We start from the raw sequence: 20,761 nt of genomic DNA, 5'->3' as shown, positions 1-20,761 counted from the left end.
TCACGCCCTCCCGAGCACGGCCGCGAGCAGCGCCATGCGCACGTACATCCCGTATTCAACCTGCCGAAAGATGGCGGTGCGCGGATCGTCGTCGACCGACTCGTCGAGCTCGCCGACGCGTGGGAGCGGGTGCATCACCACGGCGCGGGCCTTCATGCGACCGAGCAGGGCGGCGTCGACCCGGTAGCCGCGCCGCGCGGTCTCGTAGTCCGCTTCGCTCGAGAAGCGCTCCTTCTGGACGCGCGTCACGTAGAGCACGTCGGTGTCGGCGAGCACCTCGTCGAGCTCGGCGTGCTCGCTTTGCTCGAGCCCGCGCGCGGCGAGCTCCGCGACGAGCGGGCGCGGCATGGCCACCGCGGGCGGCGAGACGTAGCGCACCCGCGCCCCGGTGAGCGCGAGCAGCCGCGCGAGCGAGTGGACCGTGCGGCCATACTTGAGATCGCCCAGGAACGTGACGGTCTTGCCCTCGACCGGCCCGAGCTCCGCTTCGATGGTGAAGAGGTCCAGGAGCGCCTGCGTGGGGTGCTCGCCCGGGCCATCTCCCGCGTTGATCACCGGCTTCTTCGCCGCGTCGGCGGCGATCTTCGCCGCGCCCACCTCGGGGTGTCGGAGCACGATCACATCGGCGTAGGCCTCCAGCGTGCGCACCGTGTCCCGGAGGCTCTCGCCCTTCGAGACGGACGAGTAGCGCACCTCGCTGATGGGGATCACGCTGCCGCCGAGGCGGGTCATCGCCGCGAGGAAGCAGGACGACGTGCGCGTCGAGGGCTCGTAGAAGAGGTTCGCGAGCACCCGCCCTCGGAGCAGATCGGTCGCGCCGCGCTCGCGCACGATGCGCTGCATGCGCCGCGTCTCGGCGAACAGACCGGCGAGATCGGATCGATCGAAATCGCCAACGCCCAGGATGTCCTTGCCCGCAAACCTCTGGAGATCGCTCACGGTTCACCTCCTCGTACGTCGCGTCCGAGCCCCGGCCGGGCGAGCACGAGGCCGCCCGACACCACCTCTTCGCCGCGGAGCACTACGCGCTCGACGCGGCCGCGCAGCGGCGCGCCGTCGAACGGGCTCCAGCCCGCGCGCGTCTCGCTACGCGCGGCGTCGAACGTCCACTGAGCGTCCACGTCGACCTCGACGTACGCGTCTTGCTCGGGCAGGTCGAAAATGCGGCGCACGTTGTCGGCCATGCGGAGCCTCACGTCTTCGAGCGAGAGCTTGCCCTCGTGGACCGCCGTGAGGAACAGCGGGAGCGCGGTCTCGAGCCCCGGGAACCCCGGCGGCGGGCGGTCACCGCCCTTCTCGGCGCGCGTGTGGGGCGCGTGATCGGTCGCGAAGCAGTCGATGACGTCGAGGTTCGCCCAGAGCGCCGCGACGTCCCGCGGCGTGGCGAGCACCGGGCGCACCTCGCAGAAGCCCGCCGCGAGCCCGTGGGTGCCCTCCTGGAGGAAGAGGTGGTGCGGGCACACCTCGCAGCTCACTCGAACGCCCCGCGACTTCGCGCGGGCGATGAGCTCGATCTCCACCGCGCGGCTCACGTGGCAGACGTGCAGGGCGCGGTCGGCCAGGTGCGCGACCAGCAGCGCCGACGCGAGGCTGTGCTCCTCCGCGTGCGCGAGCAGCGGCCGGTCCTTCGGAAAGCGCGCGGCGTGCTCGACGAGGGCAGAGAGGCTCGCGAGCTTGAGGTCCCCGAACGTGGGGTCGAGGTAGAGCTTGAGCCCCGTGGACCCCCGCGCGAGGGCGGCCGCGACCTCTACGTTGGACTCGGTCGCGCCTAGGTGGAAGCCGTAGTCGCACGCAGCCTCCGCGCGTGCTTGGTCCTGGTAGGCGGCGAGGCCCGCGGCGTCGACGATGGGCGGGCGCGTGTTCGGCATCGCGAGGACGGTCGTGAAACCACCTGCGAGGGCGGCGCGCGTGCACGACCCGAAGTCTTCCTTGTGACGTTGGCCAAGCCCGCGCACGTGGACGTGGGGATCGGCGAGCCCGGGCAGGCGAAGGATCGTCATGCTCGGGGAGCGACGCGTACCCCATCCGTGTGTCGGGCGCGTGACGAGCCGGTGCCCTCGGTCGCTCAACGCGCCGACCGCTGGGTGAGCGCCCGGCGAGGTCCGACCCCGGGCGCGGGGCGCGGGGCGCGGGGCGCGGCCTCAGGCCACGAGCGACTTCGTGTAGACGCGGTACCGCTTGTAGACGACGCCGCCCATCATCTTGATGCCGAGGTTCACCGGCGCGTCGTCCTCGCGGGTCCACGAGAGCTCGCCCCACGCGTAGCCCTTGGCGGTGCCGCGCTTCGCGACCTCCACGTACATGGCCGTCGACAGCCCCCCGTAACGCTTGATGTTCGCGCGGACGTGCCCGTTGATCCCGAGGAGCATGAGCCGGGCGGTGGCCGGGTGCCGCATTTTGGTGCGCCAGAGGAGCTTGAACACGCCCGTTGGGAACAGCGACCCGCCGAGGTCGTGGATGGCCTCGTTCAGGTTCGGGATCATGATGCACATGCCCGCCGGCTTGCCGTCGACCTCGGCGATGAACGCGATGTCGGGATCGAGCACCAGCTTCATGTCCTGGGTGATCTTCGCGATCTCGTCCGGCAGGGTGGGGACCATGGCCCACTTGCCCTTCCAGGCGTCGTTGTAGATGTCCATGACGACCTGGAGCTCCTCGGCCATGCGCGAAGGGTCCACGCTGCGAAGGCGCACTTCCGGCATGGCCTTCACGTCCTCCCACGCCTTCAGGGCCCGCTTCGAGAACGGGAGGCTCGAGTCCCACCGGTAGGCGAGGAGGTCCTTCTCCTTCGCGAGCCCGAGCGCGTCGCACAGCGCGGCCTGGTAGGTGCGGGAGTGCGCCATGCTGAGCATCGGGGGGGCCTCGTGTCCCTCGATGAGCAAGCCGACCTCCTCGTTCGCGTAGAGCGAGAAGGGGCCCCACATGCGCTTCATGCCGCGAGCGCGGAGCCACGCCTCGGCCGCGTCGAGGAGCGCGCGCGCGACCTCGAGGTCGTCGATCGTGTCGAAGAAGCCGAAGAAGCCGGTGTCGTCCTTCCACACGCGGAGGTGCTCGCGGTCGATCGACGCGGAGCAACGGCCTACCAGGCGGTCGCCCTTCCACGCGGTGAAGAGCATCGCCTCGGCGCGGTTGAAGAAGGGGTTCTTCTTTGGCGAGAGCCGCTCCTTGATCTCGAAGTCGAGCGGGGGCACCCACGCAGGATCGCCCTCGAACACCACGTGGCCCGCGCGGATGAACGCGCTCACGTCTTCTCCTGGCCTGTGCTCACGAATGGTGACGGTCATGGCTCCGCGATTAGCACGGACGGGCCCACCCCGGGGTCGCCGTCGCGCGGCCGCCCCACTCAATCAACCAGGTTGACTTTTTTCCAGGGTGTGGACGGTGACCGCCGCGGCGAGCTCCGCCCGAGCGAGCTCGACGAGGTGCGCGTGGTGCGTGAGGTACACGACGGTGTGGGTGTCGGCGAGCCCCGCGAGCACGGCGAGCGCGGCGCGAGACCGCGTGTCGTCGAAGTGCACGAGGGCGTCGTCGATCACCACGGGCGCGCGCGTGCCGAGCGCGCCGAGCCGCTCGAGGCTGGCGACGCGGAGGGCGAGGAAGAGCTGGTCGCGCGTGCCGTCGCTGAGCTCGGACAGGTCGAGGCTCCCGCCCACGGGACCGCCGGCCCCGCCCGCCACGCCGCCGACGCCCCCGTCGTTCCCGCCTCTCCCTTCGCCCCCGTCGCGGCGAGGCGCGCGGCGCGCGTGGAGCGTGACCCTGTCGTCGCGGCCGAGCTCCGCGGTGACGCCGGTGTAGGCGCCGGCCGTGAGCGCGCGGAAGTGCGCCGAGGCGCGCGCCAGCACGGGCCCCTGGCTCTCCTCGCGGTAGCGCTCGATGCGGCGCTCTAGGAGCCTCCGCGCGGCGCGTTCGGCGAGCCACGCCTCGACGGTCTCGCGCACGCGGGCCGCGTGGAACTCGGCCTCCTCGGCGGCGCGCGCCGCGCCCATGTCCTGCGTGTGGTACTGGGCGACGCCCCGCTCGCAGGCGATCGCCGCCTCGAGCTCCCGCCGCGCCTGCTGCTCGAGCTCGTCGATCTCGGTCTCGAGCGCCGCCAGCTCTTCGTCGACCTCCTCGGGCGCCCGCGCGCAGACGAGCTCGACGAGCTCGCCCCCCGAGCAGGTCTGCGAGAGTCGACCGAGCTCGAGGTCGAGGTGCGCACGGCGGAGCTCGAGCGCGCTCTTCTCTTCCGCGACCCGCACGACCTCCAGGAAGGTGCCCTCGTCGGGCGCGGAGGCCAGCGCGAAGAGCTCGGCCTGCTCGCGCCGCCGGGCCGCGACGACCCCCTCGAGCTCGCGCTGCTGGGCGCCGAGCGCGCGATCGTCTTCCGCGTCGCGCCGCGCCTCGTCGGCGCTGCGCGAGTCCGCCTCGAGCCGCGCGACGAGCCGCGCCGCCCGCTCGCGCAGGGGCCGCTCCGACGGGGGCTGCGCGAGGGCCTGCTCGGCCGAGACGACGTCGACCCGGAAGGCCTCGTCCTCCGCCACCAGGCTCGCGCGCTCGCGCCCGAGCGCCGCGCGTGCGTCGGACGCGCGGAGCAGCTCGGAGAGGGCGTCGAAGCGGTCGCGCGCGGCCTCCGAGTCGGCGGTGGGCGCGAGCCCGAGCGCCTCGAGCTCGCCGCGGACGGCCTCCGAGTCGGCGGCCATGCTCGCCTCGAGCCGCGAGAGCTCCGCGTCGGTCTGGCCGCGCTCGGCCTCGCGCAGCCGAGCCACCTGCACGCGCTCGCGGGCGACGGCGAGCGCCGTGCGGAGCTCCTCGCGCCGGCCGGTCACGAGCTCGCGCGCGAGCGCGAGGGGCGCGGCGCCGTTCACGTTCACGACGCCCGAGTCGGCGAGCGCCGTCCCGTAGGTCACAGCGAGGTCGCGCGCCGCTGCGGAGACGGCCGCGTGAGCCCGGATCGCCGTCTCGGCGCTGCGCGCGCTGGCGAGCAGGCGATCGAGCTTCTGGCGCGCAGGGGTGAGGTCGTCCACGCCTCGCACTCGGACGCCGGCCTCGACGAAGGCCTCGAGCTCGGCGCGCCCCTCGCCATGAAGGCGCCCGCGCAGCCGGCTCACCTCCTCGTCGAGCGTGCGCGCGCGCTCCTGGAGGCCCACGACCCTCTGGGCCAACTTCGCGAAGCCGAGGACGCGGTGCGCCTCACGACGCATCTTGTCGGCGAGGTCGTCGGCGGCGCGCACTGCGCCTCGCGCCTCGACGAGGCGAAGGAGCGGCTCCGCGCCGCCCGCGAGCTCCGAGATCGCGGCGTCACGGCGCGCCCGTGCGGACGCGAGATCGTCCTCGGAGGGCAGGTCCATCGACGCGCGCTGGAGGGCGAGCTGGGCTTCGGCCTCGTCCCGCTCGGCGCCGAGCTGGAGCGCGTCGGAGGTCATGCGCTCGAGGAGCCGGGAGTGCGAGCGCCGCTCCTCGTCACTGGCCGAGAGCTGGGACGCCCCAGGGAGATCGAGCGCGCGTACGGCCTCGATGGAGGTGCCGGGCGAGAACAGCTCACCGAGGAGCGCCCCGGCCTCGAGCTCGTGACCATCGCGTGAGCGTGCCGCGGCGTCGAGCTCACGGAGCGTGGCGGTGGCCCGCGTCTCGAGGAGCATCGCCGTATCGAGCGTCGCGACGGCGCGCTCGAGCAGCAAGATGCGCGCGGGGTCCTCCTCGGCGCGCGGCTCTCGAAGCGCGGCGGCGCGCAATGCGACCTGACCGTGCAGCCGGCGCGCGTCGCGCGCGGCCTCGAGGTGACGGAGGGTCGCGACGCGGCGGCGAAGGAGCTGCCGCGCAGCCTCGGGGGCCTCGAGCCACGGGGCGAGCGAGGGATCCGCGTTGGCGAGCGCCACGCCGTGCTCGGCGACGAGCGCCGCGAGGCGCTCGAGGTGCGCCGAGCGAGGCTCGACCCGCGCGAGGCCGCTCCGCAGTGGCGCGAGCCACGCGAGCGGCGCCTCTGCCACGGGGAGGCGCTCCGCCGCGCGCGCGCCGAGGGTCTCGCGCCGCGCCGCGATCACCTCGAGTCCACCCTCGGCCTGCCGCCGGCTCTGCGCGATCGCCGAGTGCTCCTGCTCGAGGCCTCCGCGGAGGGCCGGCACGTGGGCGAGCACGGCGAGGCGAGCCTCGACGACCGCGCGCTCGCGCACGACGGGCCGCGCGCGCTGGACCTCCTCGAGGCGCAGGCGCCGTCCCCGCGTGTCCGCCAGCCGCCGGAGAGCGGCCTCGTGGGCGTCGCGGCACGCTTGCGCGTGGCGTCGCTGCTCGTCGTAGGCCGCCGGATCGCTCTCGGAGTCGTCGACCTTCTGCCGGGCCTCCTTGTAGGCCCTCAGCGCCTCGTGGAGCTGGCTCTTCCTCGCGTTTGGGGACGGGTTGTAGAGCTCTCCCTCGCGCGCGCGGAGGCGCGTCGCGGCCTTCGACAACCGCGCGTCCCCGAGGGCGGCGGCAGCGAGGCTCTCGCCCACGTCGCCTCCGACGCGCAGCACCGCCTCCGCCCCCTGACGTAAAGTGTCGTGATCCATGGAGAATACGGCGGAGAACGTCGCCTCCCCCACCCCCACGAGCCGCGAGAGCGCCTCCTCGGAGAGGACCTCCTCGCGCGGGGTGAGGAGGGTGTTCTTCTGGCCGCCCCGCCGCACGAGCTCGAGGACCTCGCCGGATTCGCCGACCACGCGCCCGCCCACGCGAGCGTCCGTGGCCTTGGGTAGGAGGAACGCGTCGGGCGTGCCCCGCGGGACGCCAAACAGCAGCGCGGTGATGGCGCGCCTCGCCGTGCTCTTGCCCGCCTCGTTCGGACCGTAGACGAGGTGCAGCCCCGGCGCGGAGAGGTCCAGCGACGCGCGGGCGAAGTGGCCCCACGAGATCAGGTCGACACGCGCGAGCCTCACGAATCGCCCTCGGGGCGGCGCAGCGCGTCGCGCACGGCCCCGCGCGCCCTCGCGAGGGCCTCGTCGAGGCAGCTCGCGTGGTCGGCCTCGAGGTCGGCCCTGAGCCCGGGCGGGAGCCTCTTCTCGAGCTCGCGCAGATCGCGATCGAGCTCGCGCCGCTCGAGCTCCTCTTCGTCGGAGGTCGCCTCGAGGAGCGCCTCGGCGGCTGCGGCGCCGGGCGCGCGCGCGGGCTCGAGGCGAACGCGGACCTTCTCGAGGAACACGGAGTCGCCGCGCTCCGACACCAGGGCGAGGCGCAGCTGCGTCTCGAGTCCCGCCGTCTCCGCCGCGAGCGTCGAACCGAGGGCGGGCAGCCCCGACACGGTGATCCGTGCGGCGAGGAGGCGCCCATCCGCACCTCGCGCGGCCTCCGCGACGGCCTCGCTGGCCCGCTCGAGGACGTCGTCGACGACGCGCGCGTCGGTCGCGGAGACCGCGACGTGGGCCCACCGCACCGCGTCGAGCGCGCGCGCCTCGACCGCGCGGATCTTCCCGTCCTCGACCGTGATCAGCGTCGCCCCCTTGGGGCCGACTTCGCGTGCGTGGCGCCCCTGAAGGTTGCCGGAGAAGACGACCCAAGGGTCGGTGGAGACGACCTCGCGCGCGTGCACGTGCCCGAGCGCCCAGTAGGCGTATCCCTTCTCGAGGAGGGTCTCTCGCCGGGCCGGAGCGTAGGGCTCGTGCCCGGGCCGACCGTCGATGGACGTGTGCAGGAGCCCCACGTTGAGCAGATCGCGGAGCGGCGCGGGGCACGCCGCCGCGAGATCGTCCCGCACCGCACGTGAGCGGTAGCCCTGGCCGTGAATGGCGAGGCCGAGGTCCTCGAAGACGCAGGTCTCGGGCGCGGCCGTGGACAGCTCGGTGACGTGCTCGCCCAGGCGCAGGTGCGCGGTGACCACGCTCGACGCGTCGTGGTTCCCGCGGACGAGCACGACCCGCGCGCCCGCCTCGCGGAGGCGCGCGAGCTGGGAAGCGAAATGGAGGCCCGTGCCGAAATCGCGCCACTCGCCGTCGAACAGATCGCCGGCCAGCAGGAGGACGCTCGCGCCCTCATCGAGCGTGAGCGTGACGAGGTTCTCGAGCGCCCTTCGGGTCGCGTGGCGCAGGGCGCTGACGGGCGCGCCGTCGTACCGATCGAGCCCACGGAGCGGGCTGTCGACGTGCAAATCGGCGGCGTGGACGAGCTTCACGGGCAGGCCTCGCTTCTCCGCGGAGCCAAGCCGCGCGCGAAGGCGCGTGGCCGCGCGAGGCGCGCTTCGGGCGGGCGTGTGCGCAGGCGCATCGCGCCATACTCTCGCCCCCTTCGGGCGCGGGAACAAGTGCGCCCCTGCCCGCCCGTCGCAGAGGTGCCCATTCGGGGCCGTGAGCCCTGCGCCTGGGACGTCCCGCACGCGCGCGACGGAACGCCGCGGGGGTGCGCCGGGGCTCAAGGGCTCAAGGGCAAGGCGCCGTGGGTAACGGCCGCGGGGGGCTCGTCGACGACCAGCGTCACCTCCCAGCTGGTCGCGCTTCACCGTGCTAGCGCGCCGGCGCGTCGCTTCCCGAAGGCGAGACATAGAGCCCCGGCGCATCGCTCGCGCCTGCGGAGACGGTGACGGCGAGGCTCGCTCGCGCCGAGCCCAGCGGGCCCGTGGCCGTCGCGCTCACCGCGTGGGGCCCGGCCTGTCCGAGAGCCCGGCGTCCAATGGAGCACCCCGCTGCCCGGCTGGACGCGCATCCCTTCAGGGGCGCCATCGAGGGTGAACGTCACGGGAGCCCCGACCCCCGCGGCGACCAGCCTGCACTCGTAGGCAGCTCCGCTCGCGACCGTTGGAGAGCACGGGGCCGAGAGCGTGGCGGCCGGCCTCGCGTCGCCGGTGGAGTCTGGCGCGCCGTCCATGGGACCGCCCTCGGCGACGCCGTCTGGACCACCGTCGCGCGCGACCGCGTCCACGCCGTCGGGCCCGTCGGCGTGCGCGTCCACCCCGGCCTCGGCTTCGGGGGCGGGCGCCGGTGTCGTTCGGTGTGGTGCCGCGGCGATGGCGACCCCGGAGCCGGCAAGGGCGGGGGTGGAGGCGGAGTCTTCCGGATCGCATGGGGAGGGAGCTTACCACCCGGCCCCACGGACGCGAGTTGGGTCGCCGGCTCGCCTCACGCTTCACGCTTGGCGCCTGCTAAGCTATGTACTCCGTAACCCTACGAGGAGGCCCCATGCGAGTGAAGAGCAGCGTCAAGGCTGGCAAAGGCACGAACGGGAAAGTGAACGTCGGGACGGGCTGACCGCGAAGGTCACCGGAACGACAGGGCCTGCGCCACCCGCGCAGGCCCTCTTGCTTTCAGCCCGCGGCCTTACGGAGCGGTTCGGCGCCCTAGCACTCCTAGGAGCGGCGCTCTTCGCGGGTCTCGCGGCGGTCGCCGGAGAAGGCGAGGCTGAGATGCAGCGCGAGCTCGTCGCGCTCGGCGCGGCGCTCGCGATCGGTGCGCCGATCGCCCACGAGCGCGCGCAGCGCCTCGAGGGAGGCCGCCGGCGCCGTGGCCCTCGAGTGGGCGAGCGCGTGCGAGCCACACACCACGACCTCCGCGCCCGCGGCGAGCCTCGTCACGGTGAGGACCCGCGCGTCACGAACGCCGCACACCCCACACTCCGCCCCGCTGTCGTTTCCATGGCTCATGGGGCCACGATCGCCAATCGACGCCAACGGGCCAACTTTTCGTCGGCCGGGGGCACCGCGGCCACGCCTTCGACTACGTCACCGCGGCGCGAGGCGCGAGCGCTCCGGCCGCGGGATCTCGTAGTCGAAGAAGTCCGCGGGGCTGCCTGTGCGCCCGTCCATCGCGGCGCGCGCCACGTTGAACATCTCGCGCGCGGACACGTAGTGGAGCTTCCAGCGGGCGCCGTCGTTGTAGCCGTGGTCGAGCGCCTCGTGGAACCGCGTGGCGTGCTCGCCGAGCAGCACCTTGGCGTTACGCTCGGGCGCGCCGTGCGTGTGCACCTTCACGAAGACCCACTCCGGCCGCCCCTCGACGTGGATGTCTTGCTCGACCCAGGTCGCCAGGCGGTGCGCCGTGGGGGGATCGGACCAGTCGATGGCCGAGCTCTCGATGCGGACGCTCGCCGCGCCGGGTCGCCGCGCCAGCGCGAGCGGGCCCTCGATGAGCATCACCTTGTCCTGGCGCGCGCTCCCGACCGCCACCCGATCGGCCTGCTCGTACGCGCGCTTGCGGCCCGGATCGCCCGAAGGATAGTAAATGGAATTTACGATATTCGGCTGCGCCTCGTCCGGCGCGGCGGGGAACGTGAGGTCAGCGTAGCAGCCGAGCTCGTAGAGGAGCGTGAGCTCGTCGTCGACTCCGCACGCCGTGCCGTTGCGGCGGGCGTTCGCGAGGCACCAGTTGCCGTGGATGAACGACCACGCGAAGCGCCCGTCGCGCTTCGCCATGGTGCCGTGCTGATCGAGATCACGCAGGGTGTCGGTGAGGAGCTTCGACAGCGAGGCCCGCGTGTCGCCGTCGTGGTGGAGGTGCACCTCCATCTCGCCGAGGCCGAGGCCGCAGAGCTCTGCGATGGGCTCCACGAGGCGCGGATCGTACTGGTCCCCGGGGTAGAAGTAGCTGTGGATGGGGCGACGGCCGGTCGAGTCGCGGAAGCGCTCCGTGAGCTCGGGGTAGACGTCGCGCCACGCCCGCACGCGCTCGACGCCGCGCTCCATCGGGGCGTCACCGTGGAGCGGCTCGTAGTGATCGCAGAGACAGAAGAGCAGGTGCCGCGTGCCCTGGTAGGCGGGGCGACGCAGCCGACGCGCGCGGTCCTCCAGCCAGCCGCCGAGCCAGAGGTGGAGCTCCTTCTGGCCCAGCTTCCCGAGCGGGCCGGGGAGCCGACCGAGATCGAGCTTCCACAGGCCAGGCAACGATGCGCGCAAGGACGTGAGCGATGGCGACATGAGATCTCCCCGAGCGGGCGGCGCGCGCGAGCGCCGTGGACGGGCGCCGACCGCACGAGCCCCGCGTCAACGCTTCTTCGTCTTCTTCTTCGCGGCGTCGGGGCTCTCGTAGTCCCACACGACCGCGCCCACCGCCTTGCGCTCGCCGATTTGCTTCACGGCGTCGCGGAGGTCGCCGGTGCGCGAGTGGTTGCTCCGCAGCACGACGATGATGCCGTCGACAGCGTTCTCGATGACGTTCATGTCGCCGGAGCCGAGGATGCTGGGCGAGTCGATGATGAGGAAGTCGTAGCCCCGGGCGAGGAAGCCGATGGCGTTCTGGAAGTGGGTCGAGTGGAGCGTCTCCGGGAAGCTCTTCTCACCGGGCGCCTCCGCGAGCACGTGGAGAGCGGGGCCGAGCGCGGTCACGCACCACGGCTCCATGCTTCCGCGCATCTTGCGGACGATCTGCGCGGAGAACCCGTACCCCTGCGGAACACGGAACCCCAGGATGGTCGCGAGCGTCGGCTTGTAGAAGCTCGCCTCGACGAGGAGCACGCGTGCGCGCTGCGACTCCGAGAGCACCAGCGCGAGCTGCGTCGAGAAGGTGCTCTTCCCCTCGCCGTCGCGAGGGCTCGTGACCGCGAAGGTCCACATCCCCTCGGCGCGCTTCTGCTCGAGCTTGTGGCGGAGCACGCGCAGCGAGGTGGTGGCCTCGCTGGCGGAGTCGCCGAGCATGACGAGCACCTTCGTGTCGGGGGGCGCGGCCCACGCGGGCACGACGCGCACCGGAGAGTCGGGCGCGGAGCCCGCCCCGGGCCCGCCGGCGCCGGCGCTGACCGGGACCATCGCCCCCGCCCCGGCGCTCTGTCCCATGGGCGAGCGCTGGACGACGAGCGTCTTCGAAGGCGACTCATACGTCACGGTTCACCCCACGTTCTGTCACGTCCTGCCCCCTTGTACCGCCGGGTTCGGAGCCCCACCCCCAGACCCGCCCCCGAGTCCCTGGGCGCCCGGACCGGGCATACCAGGACCGCCAGGACCGCCAGGACCGCCTGGGCCACCGGGACCGCCCGGACCGCTTGGTGCCGCCGCGGCCGCCCCGCCGTTGACCACGCCCGCGCCAGGGATTCTTGGCAGCACGCCGAGCACTGGGATGACCTGGAGAGACTCGATGTCCCCTGCGTCGATGATTCGATCGCTGAAGGCGACGCGGCCGACCGCGTAAAGGACGGCGATGATGAGCGCGACGGCCCCGCCGGTCATGGCGACCTTGCTCTTGCCGCCCTTGGAGGGCTTGGTGGGGAGGAACGCCGCCTCCGCGATGTCGACGGAGTCGGAGGACTTGCTCTGCTCGCTGGCGAGCTCGAGCCGCGCCTTGTTGACCTGCTCCTTCAGCTCGTTCAGCTGGGTGCGGGTCTCTTGGGTGCGGCGAATGAGGCGCTGGAACGTGGTCTCGAGCGCGACGACGCCCACGGGCTCGGTGATCGAGCCGGCGTCGGCCCCGACGGCCTTCAGCCCCGCGTTCTTGGCGACGGCGATCTGCGCGTCGGTCTGGGCGAGGTCCTTCTTCAGCTTGTCGATGTTCTCCGCCGTGGGGGCCACGGTGGACTGCTGCTGCGCCGTGCGGATCTCCTGGTCGATCTCGCGAACGCGCGCCTCGGCGGCGTTCAGCTGGTTCTTCGCCGCGGTGACCTTGGCCGTCACGGCGCGCATGTCGGGGTGCACCTCGCTGACGCCGCTCGATCGGACCCTGCCGAGCTCCGCGTTCGCTTCATTCATGGTGTTCTGGGCCGCGTCGCGCTCCGACACGGCGCGGGTGCGCCGCGCCTCGAGCTCGGGAGGGACCGGCGCCGGGGCGGCGCCGCCGGACTGGATGGCGGCGAGCTGCGCTTCGATGCGCTGGCGCTGCCGCAGCAGGGCGTTCAACGCCGGATCGCCCGACATGACCACCGGCACCCCGCCGCCTGGACGCGCTCCTCCCGCTGGCGCTCCCCCAGGGAGGCCCATGCCGGGCTGCGGCGCCATGCCGCCCGCCTTCTTCATCTCCGCGGCGAACTCCGGGTGCGACGCGAGAAACTGCGTGAGCTCTCGGTTCGCGGTCTCGAGCTCTGTGAGCAGCTTGGTCTCCTGGTCGGAGAGGAACTGCACCTGCTGCGTGACGACCCCGAGGCTCTCCTTGCCGTACTCGTCGACGAGGGTCTCGGCGAGCCGCTGCGTAACCTTCTTCGCCATCTCGGGAGAGTCGTTCTCGAACGAGATCGCGAACCTGTCGCTGTCCTTGCCACGGAAGCCGACGTACTTGTCGCGCATCTCGTCGATGGCGGTGATGATGCCCTGCGACTTGATGGTGTCAGGGTAGAGGTTGAACTCCTTGATCATGCGCTCGAGGCGTTTGCGGCTCTTCAGCGAGTCTTCGAGCTTCGGCTTGAGGCGCGCGGCGCGCTCGGCGGGCCCCTCCTCTTGCTTGCCGACCTTGAAGCCCGCGCGAAACACGATGATCGCCTCGGAGCGGTACATGCTCTTGCTGTTCAGCGCGAGCACGATGGAGAGGCCGCCGCCGACGAGCAAGATCAACGTGGAGACGATCCAGTGCTGCGCAGCGCGGCGCGCGATCGTCTTCGCCCGGTTGATGCGATCGCGGGTCGACGGCTCGTTCGCCGGCGGACCGCCTGGCGGAGCCCCGGGCATGCCAGGCATCGGCGGCATGCCGGGCATCCCGGGCATGCCACCGGGCGCGCCGTAGTTCTGATACGGGGATGGGTTCATGGGCTCTGCGGGCAGGGAGTCACTCGAGCCCGACTAGCATACAGGTGACCACGAAATGCGACAATGCGCCGATGCGCTCGAGGCGTGCGCCCGGGAGAATCGCGAAATTATGGGGCAAAGCACGCCCTCCCCGTGGTTAGATGCGCCATGGCGAAGGCGACGCATCTAGTGACGGGCGGGGCGGGGTTCATCGGGTCTTCCATCGCGGAGGCGCTGCTCGCGGCGGGGGAAAAGGTAAGGATCATTGACGATTTCGCCACCGGGCGCCGGCAGAACCTCGAGTCGCTGAAGGGTGACTGGGAGCTCATCGAGGGTTCCATCGTCGATCCCGAGGCGATGGCGAGGGCGCTCGACGGCATCAAGATCGTCTTCCACCAGGCCGCCATCCCCTCGGTCGCGCGCTCCGTCGACACGCCGCAGCTCTCGATGATGGTGGGCGTACAGGGCACGACGGTGCTCTGCGATCTCGCCCGCCACAAGGGCGTCCGCCGCATCATGTTCGCCGCCAGCTCATCCGCGTACGGCGACACGCCGACCCTGCCGAAGATCGAGACGATGGCGCCCTCGCCGCGCTCGCCGTACGCCGTGTCCAAGCTGACGTGCGAGCACATCCTGCGCGTGAGCGCCGCGCTCTACGGCCTCGAGACGCTGAGCTTGCGCTACTTCAACGTGTTCGGCGCGCGGCAAGATCCGACCAGCCAATACGCCGCCGTCATCCCGAACTTCATCACCGCGGCGATCCGCAAGACCCGCCCGATCGTCCACGGCGACGGGGAGCAGACCCGCGACTTCTGCTACATCGAGAACACCGTGGGGGCGAACCTCCTCGCGGCGAACACCTCGAACAAGCTCGAGGGGCAGGTCGTGAACATCGCCTGCGGCGAGCGTATCTCGCTGAACCAGCTCCTCGAGCACATCGGCGCCGAGGCCGGCTACACGATCGAGGCCGACTACCGCGCGCCGCGGGTGGGCGACGTCCGCGACTCGCTCGCGTCGATCGAGGCGGCCCGCGAGCTCATCGGCTACGAGCCGAAGATCAAGGTCCGCGACGGCCTCGCCAAGACGTTCGCCGCCTTCAAGACGTTCACGAGCTAGTCTCCTGGAAGCGTGATCCCTTCCAGAAGTCGCGCGGCTCGGCCTTTCGCCACAAGGGAGCGAGGGGGTGTCCCGTCTTCGGCGGCGGTGGGAGGATACTCATGTTCGAGGGTCGGCGTTCTCGCGCGGTCACACCCGAAACCACTGTCCCCTGAGCGCAAACCGCCGCCTCCACCGCGCGGCGCTTCCGCCCAACGGCTCCGAACCTTGGGCTGAGCTCGCGGCGCGCGTCTCGCTACGGCCTCGCGCAACGGAGGCCGAGGCGCGAGGTTTTGTTCAGGAGCATGGTCGCGAACGACGACGCCGGATCGTACGGGCCAGCGTCCCACGAGCCGCCTCCCGTCCACCCATGGCGGGCCTCGTAGGGGCTCGCGTTGAAGGTGACGTCGGAGGTCATCTCGAGCATGCCACCGACGAGGTCGGAGTGCCCCGACGGGCCGCGACCGCGGGTCCGGCCGGGGATGGGCAGGAACACGATGTAGTCGGACGCCACCAGCTTGGGGTACTCGTACGTGAACTGGTAGGCGGCGAGCTCGATGGAGCGCTGCGTGGGGTCCCAGGTGAGCGCGCACGACGGATGCGACGCGTCGGTCGCCCACGGGAAGCGGCACCCCCAATAGGTCTGATCTCCTCGCCCGAGCGGCAGGCCACGGTCTTGGGGCGCGACGGGCACGCGAGGATCGGTCGCCGACCAGGGCAGCGGACCGGGTCCCCATGCCGCGCGCCACTCCTCGGCGGTCGCGAGGCGCCCACCGTCCCACACGCAGAAGGCCTGCCCGACCAGGTAGTCGACGCAGTTCATGGCCTTCGTGTCGTAGATGTCTTGGGCCGCCTCGGGCGGGGGCCCGTCTTGGGCGCCGTTCGGGAAGCGGAACGAGTGCGTGCCCGGGCCCCCTACGAAGCAGCCGGTCTGCGACTGGGCGTTGCCCTGGAAGATGAAGCCGCCGATGTGGCGCGAGGCGGCCGTATAGATCCCGCGGAACGACGTGCCCGGCTGGCACGTGCAGCTCGAGCTGCCGAGCGGCAAGCAGTCGCGCTCGGCGCAACCCGACAGCTCGCCGAAGTTCGAGTCCCCGCCGAAGCTCGTGGGCAGGTAGCGATCCCACTGCGGCGCGAGCACGGGCACCGTCGGATCGCTGGGCAGCGTGGGGATGGCGCCGGCTGCGCGCGCGCTCGCGACGAACCCGCGCACGTTGTACCCGATCGACGTGAGGAAGGCGCGCATGCGCCCCGAGGTGACGGGGTACTTGTCGACCTGCGCGGTCGCGCCGCTCGGGAGGGTGACGGGCGACGAGACGCAGCAGTCTTCCCACAGCTCAGGGCCGACGCCGCCGACGCCGCCGGTCCCGCAGGTGTTGCCCCCGTAGTGCGCCGTGCAGCTCCGCCCGGCCGAGCACACCGACGCGAAGTTGCAGCCGCCGCTCACGCAGTCGGCGCCGACGAGGCACCGCGCGCCGCGGACGCACGGGCTGCACGAAGGCCCGCCGCAGTCCACGTCGGTCTCGGCGCCGTTTTGCTCGCCGTCTGCGCAGCTCGGCGGCTGGCACCGGAGCCCCATGCCGCGATCGGCGCACGAGTCGCTCACGCAGTCGGCGTCGGTCAAGCACATGAGTCCGACCTCGCAGCGCGGGCAGGCTGCCCCGCCGCAGTCGACGTCGGTGTCCGTGCCGTTCTTCGCGCCGTCGGAGCACGTGTCCTTCGCACACACGCCAGCGACGCACACGTCGCTCTGGCAGTCGGCCGCGTCCCCGCAGGGTTGCCCGTCGGCGCACTTCGCGCAGAGGCCGCCGCCGCAGTCGGTGCCCGTCTCGGCCCCGTTCGTGACGCCGTCGGTGCAGCTCGGAGGTTGGCAGACGCTGCCGGTGCACACGCCCGACTGGCAGTCCGAGGCGAGCACACACTTTCGAAACGACCCGCACGCCGGACAGACCGCGCCGCCGCAGTCGATGTCGGTCTCGTCTTGGTTCTTCGTCAGGTCGCCGCACGCCGCGGGCGCACAGACCCCGGTGGCGAGGACGCATACGCTCGAGGGGCAGTCGGCCGGCTTGGTGCACCCGCTCGCGTCGCGCGCGTCGGGGCCACCGTCGAGCGGCTGCGCGGGCGCGTCCGCGGCGTCCGGCGAGGCCTGGTCGATCGAGGCGGCGTCGGGGATCTCGCCCGCCTCCGCCGAGGCGTCCGACGCGTCGGGCGGGTCGGTGGGCACCCCGCCGACGGTGCCGCAGCCCGCCGCGAGCCAGGCGGCGACGACGAGCGCGCGCGGGCCACGCCGTCGCGGCGCGGGCGACGACGAGGCCTGCAACGGAGCGTCGTGGGGGGAGCGGAGAGGCATGGCAGCGGGCGCGCGGGAGGCCACGCGGAGAGTAGCATGATGGCAGGCGCGCCGCCCGTGGGCCAAGAGGATGGCGCGCGGCGTCCCGCTCACGTGGTGCGGTGGAAGCTCAGCAGCTCAGCTGAAGGGGCGACGCGCACTCCACGGCGACGCGACCTCGAGCTGGCCGGCGAGCCCAAGGAGGGTCTCTTCGTCCCCGAACTTGCCCACGAACTGCACGCCGATAGGCAACGAGCCGGCCCCCCAGTGGAGCGGGACGCTCATCGCGGGCTGGCCCGTCATGTTGAAGAGCATGGTGTTCGGCGTGCGCTCCAGGGCGTTCTTCGCGAGCTCGAAGAGGGCCCGCTCCAGCACCGGCTTGGCCGGCACGGCGCGCAGCGCGCGGAGGGCGACGCGCTCCGCGGGCTTCGGGGCGAGCTCGCCGATCTTGGCCGGCGGGTACGCGAGCGTGGGCGTCGACAGCACGTCCAGCGACTCGAACAGGGCGCCGATCTGCCGCTGCACGCAGGCGACGGTGGCCCGGGCCCGCTCGAGGTCCAGGGCAGAGAGCGCGCGGCCGACCTGCGCCAGAAACCAGGTGGTGGCCTCGAAGTCGTCGGCGCCGACCTCGCGCTTCGCGATGCGCCCCGCGTCTTCCACGGCGAACGCCGCGCCCGCCGCGACGATCGTGAGGTAGGCGACGCGCACGGCGTCGCGATCGACGGGGACGTCGACCTCGACGACCTCGTGCCCGAGCGAGGCGCAGAGCTCCATCGCGGCGGAGAGGGCCTGCTTGCACTCGGGGTGGGTGTGCTCGCCGAGCAGGGAGCGGGCCGTGAAGCCCACACGGAGCTTCGCGGGGGCTTTCAACGACTGAGTGACCGCGCCGAGGAAGGTCCCGCGCGGGGCCGGCGCGACGTAGGGGGCGCCGACGTCGGGGCCGTGGGTCGCGTCGAGGAACGCGGCGCTGTCACGCACGGTGCGAGAGAGCACGTGAGGCACGACGAAGCCGTGCCAGCCCTCCCCCTTGCCCGGACCGAGCGGCATGCGGCCGCGGGTGGGCTTCAGGCCGAAGAGCCCGCAGGCCGAGGCGGGGATGCGGATGGAACCTCCGCCGTCGCCCGCGTGGGCCACGGGCACGGCCCCGTACGCGACCGCGGCCGCCGAGCCACCGGACGAGCCGCCGGGCACGTGGTCGAGGTTCCAAGGGTTGCGGGTGGCGCCGTGGAGCTCGGGCTCGGTGATCGCGAGCAGGCCGAACTCGGGGGTGTTCGTCTTGCCCACGAAGACGAGGCCCGCCCGGCGGTAGCGCGCGATGAGCTCGGAGTCGCCCGGCGCGACGTAGCCACGGAGCGATTTCGAGCCCGCGTTCCACGGGGCGTTCGCGAGGGTTCCGTCAAGATCCTTGACCAAAAAGGGAACCCCCGCGAAGGCGCCCTGGCTCACGGTCTCGGCCTGGGCGCGGGCCGCGCCGTCGAGCCGGTGGATGACCGCGTTCACCTTGGGGTCGTGGCGGTCGATCACCGCGAGCGACGCGTCGAGCAGCTCGCGGGGCGAGGCCTTCTTGGTGCGGACAAGCTCGGCGAGGGAGATGGCGTCGTAGGTGAGGTATTCTTCGGGGGTCACGCCCCTATCCCTACTTCGACCTCGCTCGGGCCGCTACCGTGGAGCCTGGTGCTTTGCGGAGGCAGGTCCGATCGGCGCGAAAAGACCCGATCTCCTCCACGCCGGCCCTTGACAGGAGCCCTATCGTCGGCGATAACGCCCGTCCCTTCCCGCTTCCGGAAGGCAAAAAGCCCTCGACCGTCATTGTGGTGGGGGGCTGCCTTGGTCCGGAGCGAACACGGAGCACACAATGCCCAAGATGAAAACCCGCAAGACCGCCGCAAAGCGGTTCAAAGTGACCGGCTCCGGCCGCGTCCGCCGTTCCAAGCAGGGCGGGAACCACGGAATGCAGGAGAAATCGCGCAAGCGCATTCGCCGCCTCCGCAACAACGACATGGTCGACAAGACGCTCGAGAAGCACATCAAGCGTCTCATCCCCTACGGCTGAACGGAGATAGCCCATGCCCCGCGCAAAACGAGGATTCAAGGCGCGTCGCCGCCGCAACCGTATTCTGAAGCACGCTTCGGGCTTCCATAGCGCCCGCTCGCGCCTCTTCGCGTATGCGAAGGAGGTCGTGATGAAGGCCTGGGTGTACGCGTACGCCCACCGCAAGCGCAAGAAGCGCGACTTCCGCCGCCTGTGGATCGCGCGCATCAACGCCGCGGCTCGCACGAGCGGAACGAGCTACTCGCGCCTCATGCACGGCCTGAAGATCGCGAACATCGGCCTCGACCGCAAGGTGCTGTCCGACATCGCGATCGTCGACCCCAAGGGCTTCGAGCAGATCGTCAAGTCCGCGGCCACCGCCAAGGCCTGACGACGCACGCCCCCGCCAAGCACCACAGCGAAGCCTCGCTCCCACCCGGGACGCGAGGCTTCGGCTTCTTTGTGCCCTGACGCGTGCCCTGGCGTGAAGATCACCTCATCCCGTGGGCGTCGCCGAGGACCTCCCCCATGAAGTGGACGAGGTCCCACTTCTCGCGCGCGGTGGGCTCCCCGTGCACCTCGACGTGCTGGATGGCGGGGCTCACGAGGGCCTGCCGCAGGAGCCCCGGGGGCACCTGGCCTTCGAGCCAGCGCGTCTCGGACGCCGGGATGACGGTGTCGCCCTCGCCGTGCAGCAGGTAGGTGGGCGCGCGCAGGCCGCCGAGGTTCCCGTGAGGAGAGACCGCACGCCCGGCCGCACGGCTGGCCGGGTCGCGCTCCGCGGTGTCGAGCATCGCGACCAGCTCCGGCCGCAGCGAGGCGCCGTCGGGGTCGAACACGCGCGCGAGCTTCTCGCGCGCCGCGGGGCTCGTCTTGGCTGCGTGGGCCCGCGCCTCGTCGCGCTTCTCCTGCAGCCAGTCGCGGAGGGCGAGGCGGGCCTCGGCGACGTCGGGCGCGGCGAACATGCGCTCCACGCTGTTGTAAACGAGCACCGTCGCCCCGTACCCGTGCGCCTTTTGTGTGCGCGTGGTGCCGTCCGGCAGGGTGATGGCGTCCGTGGCGAAGAAGCGCAGGATCCGCCCGAGATCGTCGTGCGCGCCGACCGCCACGACGAACCCGACGTGCTCCGCGAAGCGCGGATCGGCCGCGGTGAGGAGCGCGATCCCGCCGCCGAAGCTCATGCCCATGAGTCCGACGCGCCCGCGCGACGTGCGGCGCGACAGCTCACGCAGGGCCGCGCCGACCGTGTCGATGGATCGGGGGTCTACGTGGTAGTCCGCGAGCTCGGAGATCTCCGGCAGCATCACGACCACGCCGGTGTCCGCGACGGCGCGCGCGAAGCGCAGGATGCGCGACTCGTCGATGCCCTTGTAGTGCACGCCGTGCACGAGGACCACGCCGGGCAACGCCGCCCGGGCCCGCGGGGCGAACACGCGCGCACGCACCGGCCCTCGCGGGGTCGGGACGAAGGTCTCTTGCTCGTCGAGGCCTTCGACGCGGGCGTTCGAGTCGGAGAAGCGGGTGAGGAGCTGCGCGGCGTCGGCGTGGTGCGCCGCCGGGCGGTAGGCGAGCGCCGCCAGCACCACGAGGGCCAGCGCGAGCGCGCGCGCGAACGCGGCGATGCGGGACGCGGGCGCCTTGGGCGGGGGGCGCTCGAGGGGGCGCTCGGACGGCGCCGCGGGCGCGACTTGCGAATGCGGGTCGGTCATGAGGGTGACGTTCACGAGAGCGT

Annotated in this window: 15 protein-coding genes; 3 read left to right on the top strand and 12 right to left on the bottom strand. The window is 72.2% G+C overall.

Annotated elements, in window-relative coordinates:
• The 9 genes from pyrB to IPQ09_18470 form a co-directional block, all read right to left on the bottom strand.
• Complete coding sequence (pyrB, locus tag IPQ09_18510; GenBank protein ID MBL0196179.1) at positions 1–939, bottom strand: aspartate carbamoyltransferase; 939 nt, start codon at positions 937–939, stop codon at positions 1–3.
• Positions 936–2,000, bottom strand: a complete 1,065-nt coding sequence (locus tag IPQ09_18505; GenBank protein MBL0196178.1) for an amidohydrolase family protein — start codon at positions 1,998–2,000, stop codon at positions 936–938. Before IPQ09_18505 ends, pyrB begins: the two co-directional genes overlap by 4 nt.
• Positions 2,001–2,141: 141 nt before the next feature.
• The gene (locus IPQ09_18500) at positions 2,142–3,284 is read right to left on the bottom strand and encodes a hypothetical protein (protein MBL0196177.1); all 1,143 of its coding nucleotides are present in this window, start codon (positions 3,282–3,284) and stop codon (positions 2,142–2,144) included.
• 63 nt (positions 3,285–3,347) lie between these two features.
• Positions 3,348–6,887: an AAA family ATPase gene (locus IPQ09_18495; protein ID MBL0196176.1), complete on the bottom strand. Its 3,540-nt coding sequence runs from the start codon at positions 6,885–6,887 to the stop codon at positions 3,348–3,350.
• Positions 6,884–8,116, bottom strand: coding sequence for a DNA repair exonuclease (locus tag IPQ09_18490; protein MBL0196175.1), 1,233 nt, complete (start codon positions 8,114–8,116; stop codon positions 6,884–6,886). The genes IPQ09_18495 and IPQ09_18490 overlap by 4 nt, the downstream gene beginning before the upstream one ends.
• A 1,167-nt stretch (positions 8,117–9,283) precedes the next feature.
• Positions 9,284–9,577 (bottom strand): hypothetical protein, encoded by a 294-nt coding sequence (locus IPQ09_18485; GenBank protein ID MBL0196174.1) that lies wholly within the window; start codon positions 9,575–9,577, stop codon positions 9,284–9,286.
• A 78-nt stretch (positions 9,578–9,655) separates the two neighbouring features.
• Positions 9,656–10,804 (bottom strand): hypothetical protein, encoded by a 1,149-nt coding sequence (locus tag IPQ09_18480; protein ID MBL0196173.1) that lies wholly within the window; start codon positions 10,802–10,804, stop codon positions 9,656–9,658.
• Positions 10,805–10,912: 108 nt separating this feature from the next.
• The gene (locus IPQ09_18475; protein MBL0196172.1) at positions 10,913–11,749 is read right to left on the bottom strand and encodes a hypothetical protein; all 837 of its coding nucleotides are present in this window, start codon (positions 11,747–11,749) and stop codon (positions 10,913–10,915) included.
• Between the two features lie 18 nt (positions 11,750–11,767).
• Entirely contained in the window at positions 11,768–13,594 is a 1,827-nt protein-coding gene (locus IPQ09_18470) for a hypothetical protein (protein MBL0196171.1), read from the bottom strand.
• Between the two features lie 147 nt (positions 13,595–13,741).
• On the opposite strand from IPQ09_18470, the gene IPQ09_18465 reads away from it, so the two are divergent.
• The gene (locus IPQ09_18465; GenBank protein MBL0196170.1) at positions 13,742–14,689 is read left to right on the top strand and encodes an NAD-dependent epimerase/dehydratase family protein; all 948 of its coding nucleotides are present in this window, start codon (positions 13,742–13,744) and stop codon (positions 14,687–14,689) included.
• 235 nt (positions 14,690–14,924) lie between these two features.
• Here IPQ09_18465 and IPQ09_18460 read toward each other — a convergent pair whose 3' ends face one another.
• Positions 14,925–17,018: a hypothetical protein gene (locus tag IPQ09_18460; protein MBL0196169.1), complete on the bottom strand. Its 2,094-nt coding sequence runs from the start codon at positions 17,016–17,018 to the stop codon at positions 14,925–14,927.
• 117 nt (positions 17,019–17,135) lie between these two features.
• Positions 17,136–18,623, bottom strand: coding sequence for an amidase (locus tag IPQ09_18455; GenBank protein MBL0196168.1), 1,488 nt, complete (start codon positions 18,621–18,623; stop codon positions 17,136–17,138).
• 229 nt (positions 18,624–18,852) lie between these two features.
• On the opposite strand from IPQ09_18455, the gene rpmI reads away from it, so the two are divergent.
• Complete coding sequence (gene rpmI / locus IPQ09_18450; protein MBL0196167.1) at positions 18,853–19,050, top strand: 50S ribosomal protein L35; 198 nt, start codon at positions 18,853–18,855, stop codon at positions 19,048–19,050.
• Between the two features lie 13 nt (positions 19,051–19,063).
• Positions 19,064–19,420, top strand: coding sequence for a 50S ribosomal protein L20 (gene rplT, locus IPQ09_18445; GenBank protein MBL0196166.1), 357 nt, complete (start codon positions 19,064–19,066; stop codon positions 19,418–19,420).
• A gap of 100 nt (positions 19,421–19,520) precedes the next feature.
• Here the strand turns inward: rplT and IPQ09_18440 are convergent, their stop codons facing one another.
• On the bottom strand, positions 19,521–20,753 hold the full coding sequence (locus IPQ09_18440; protein MBL0196165.1) for an alpha/beta hydrolase: 1,233 nt from the start codon (positions 20,751–20,753) through the stop codon (positions 19,521–19,523).
• Between the last annotated feature and the right edge of the window lie 8 nt (positions 20,754–20,761).

It is taken from the genome of Myxococcales bacterium (assembly GCA_016720545.1).
Taxonomy (GTDB): domain Bacteria; phylum Myxococcota_A; class Polyangia; order Polyangiales; family Polyangiaceae; genus JAAFHV01.
This window is presented reverse-complemented; position numbering and strand designations above follow the sequence as displayed.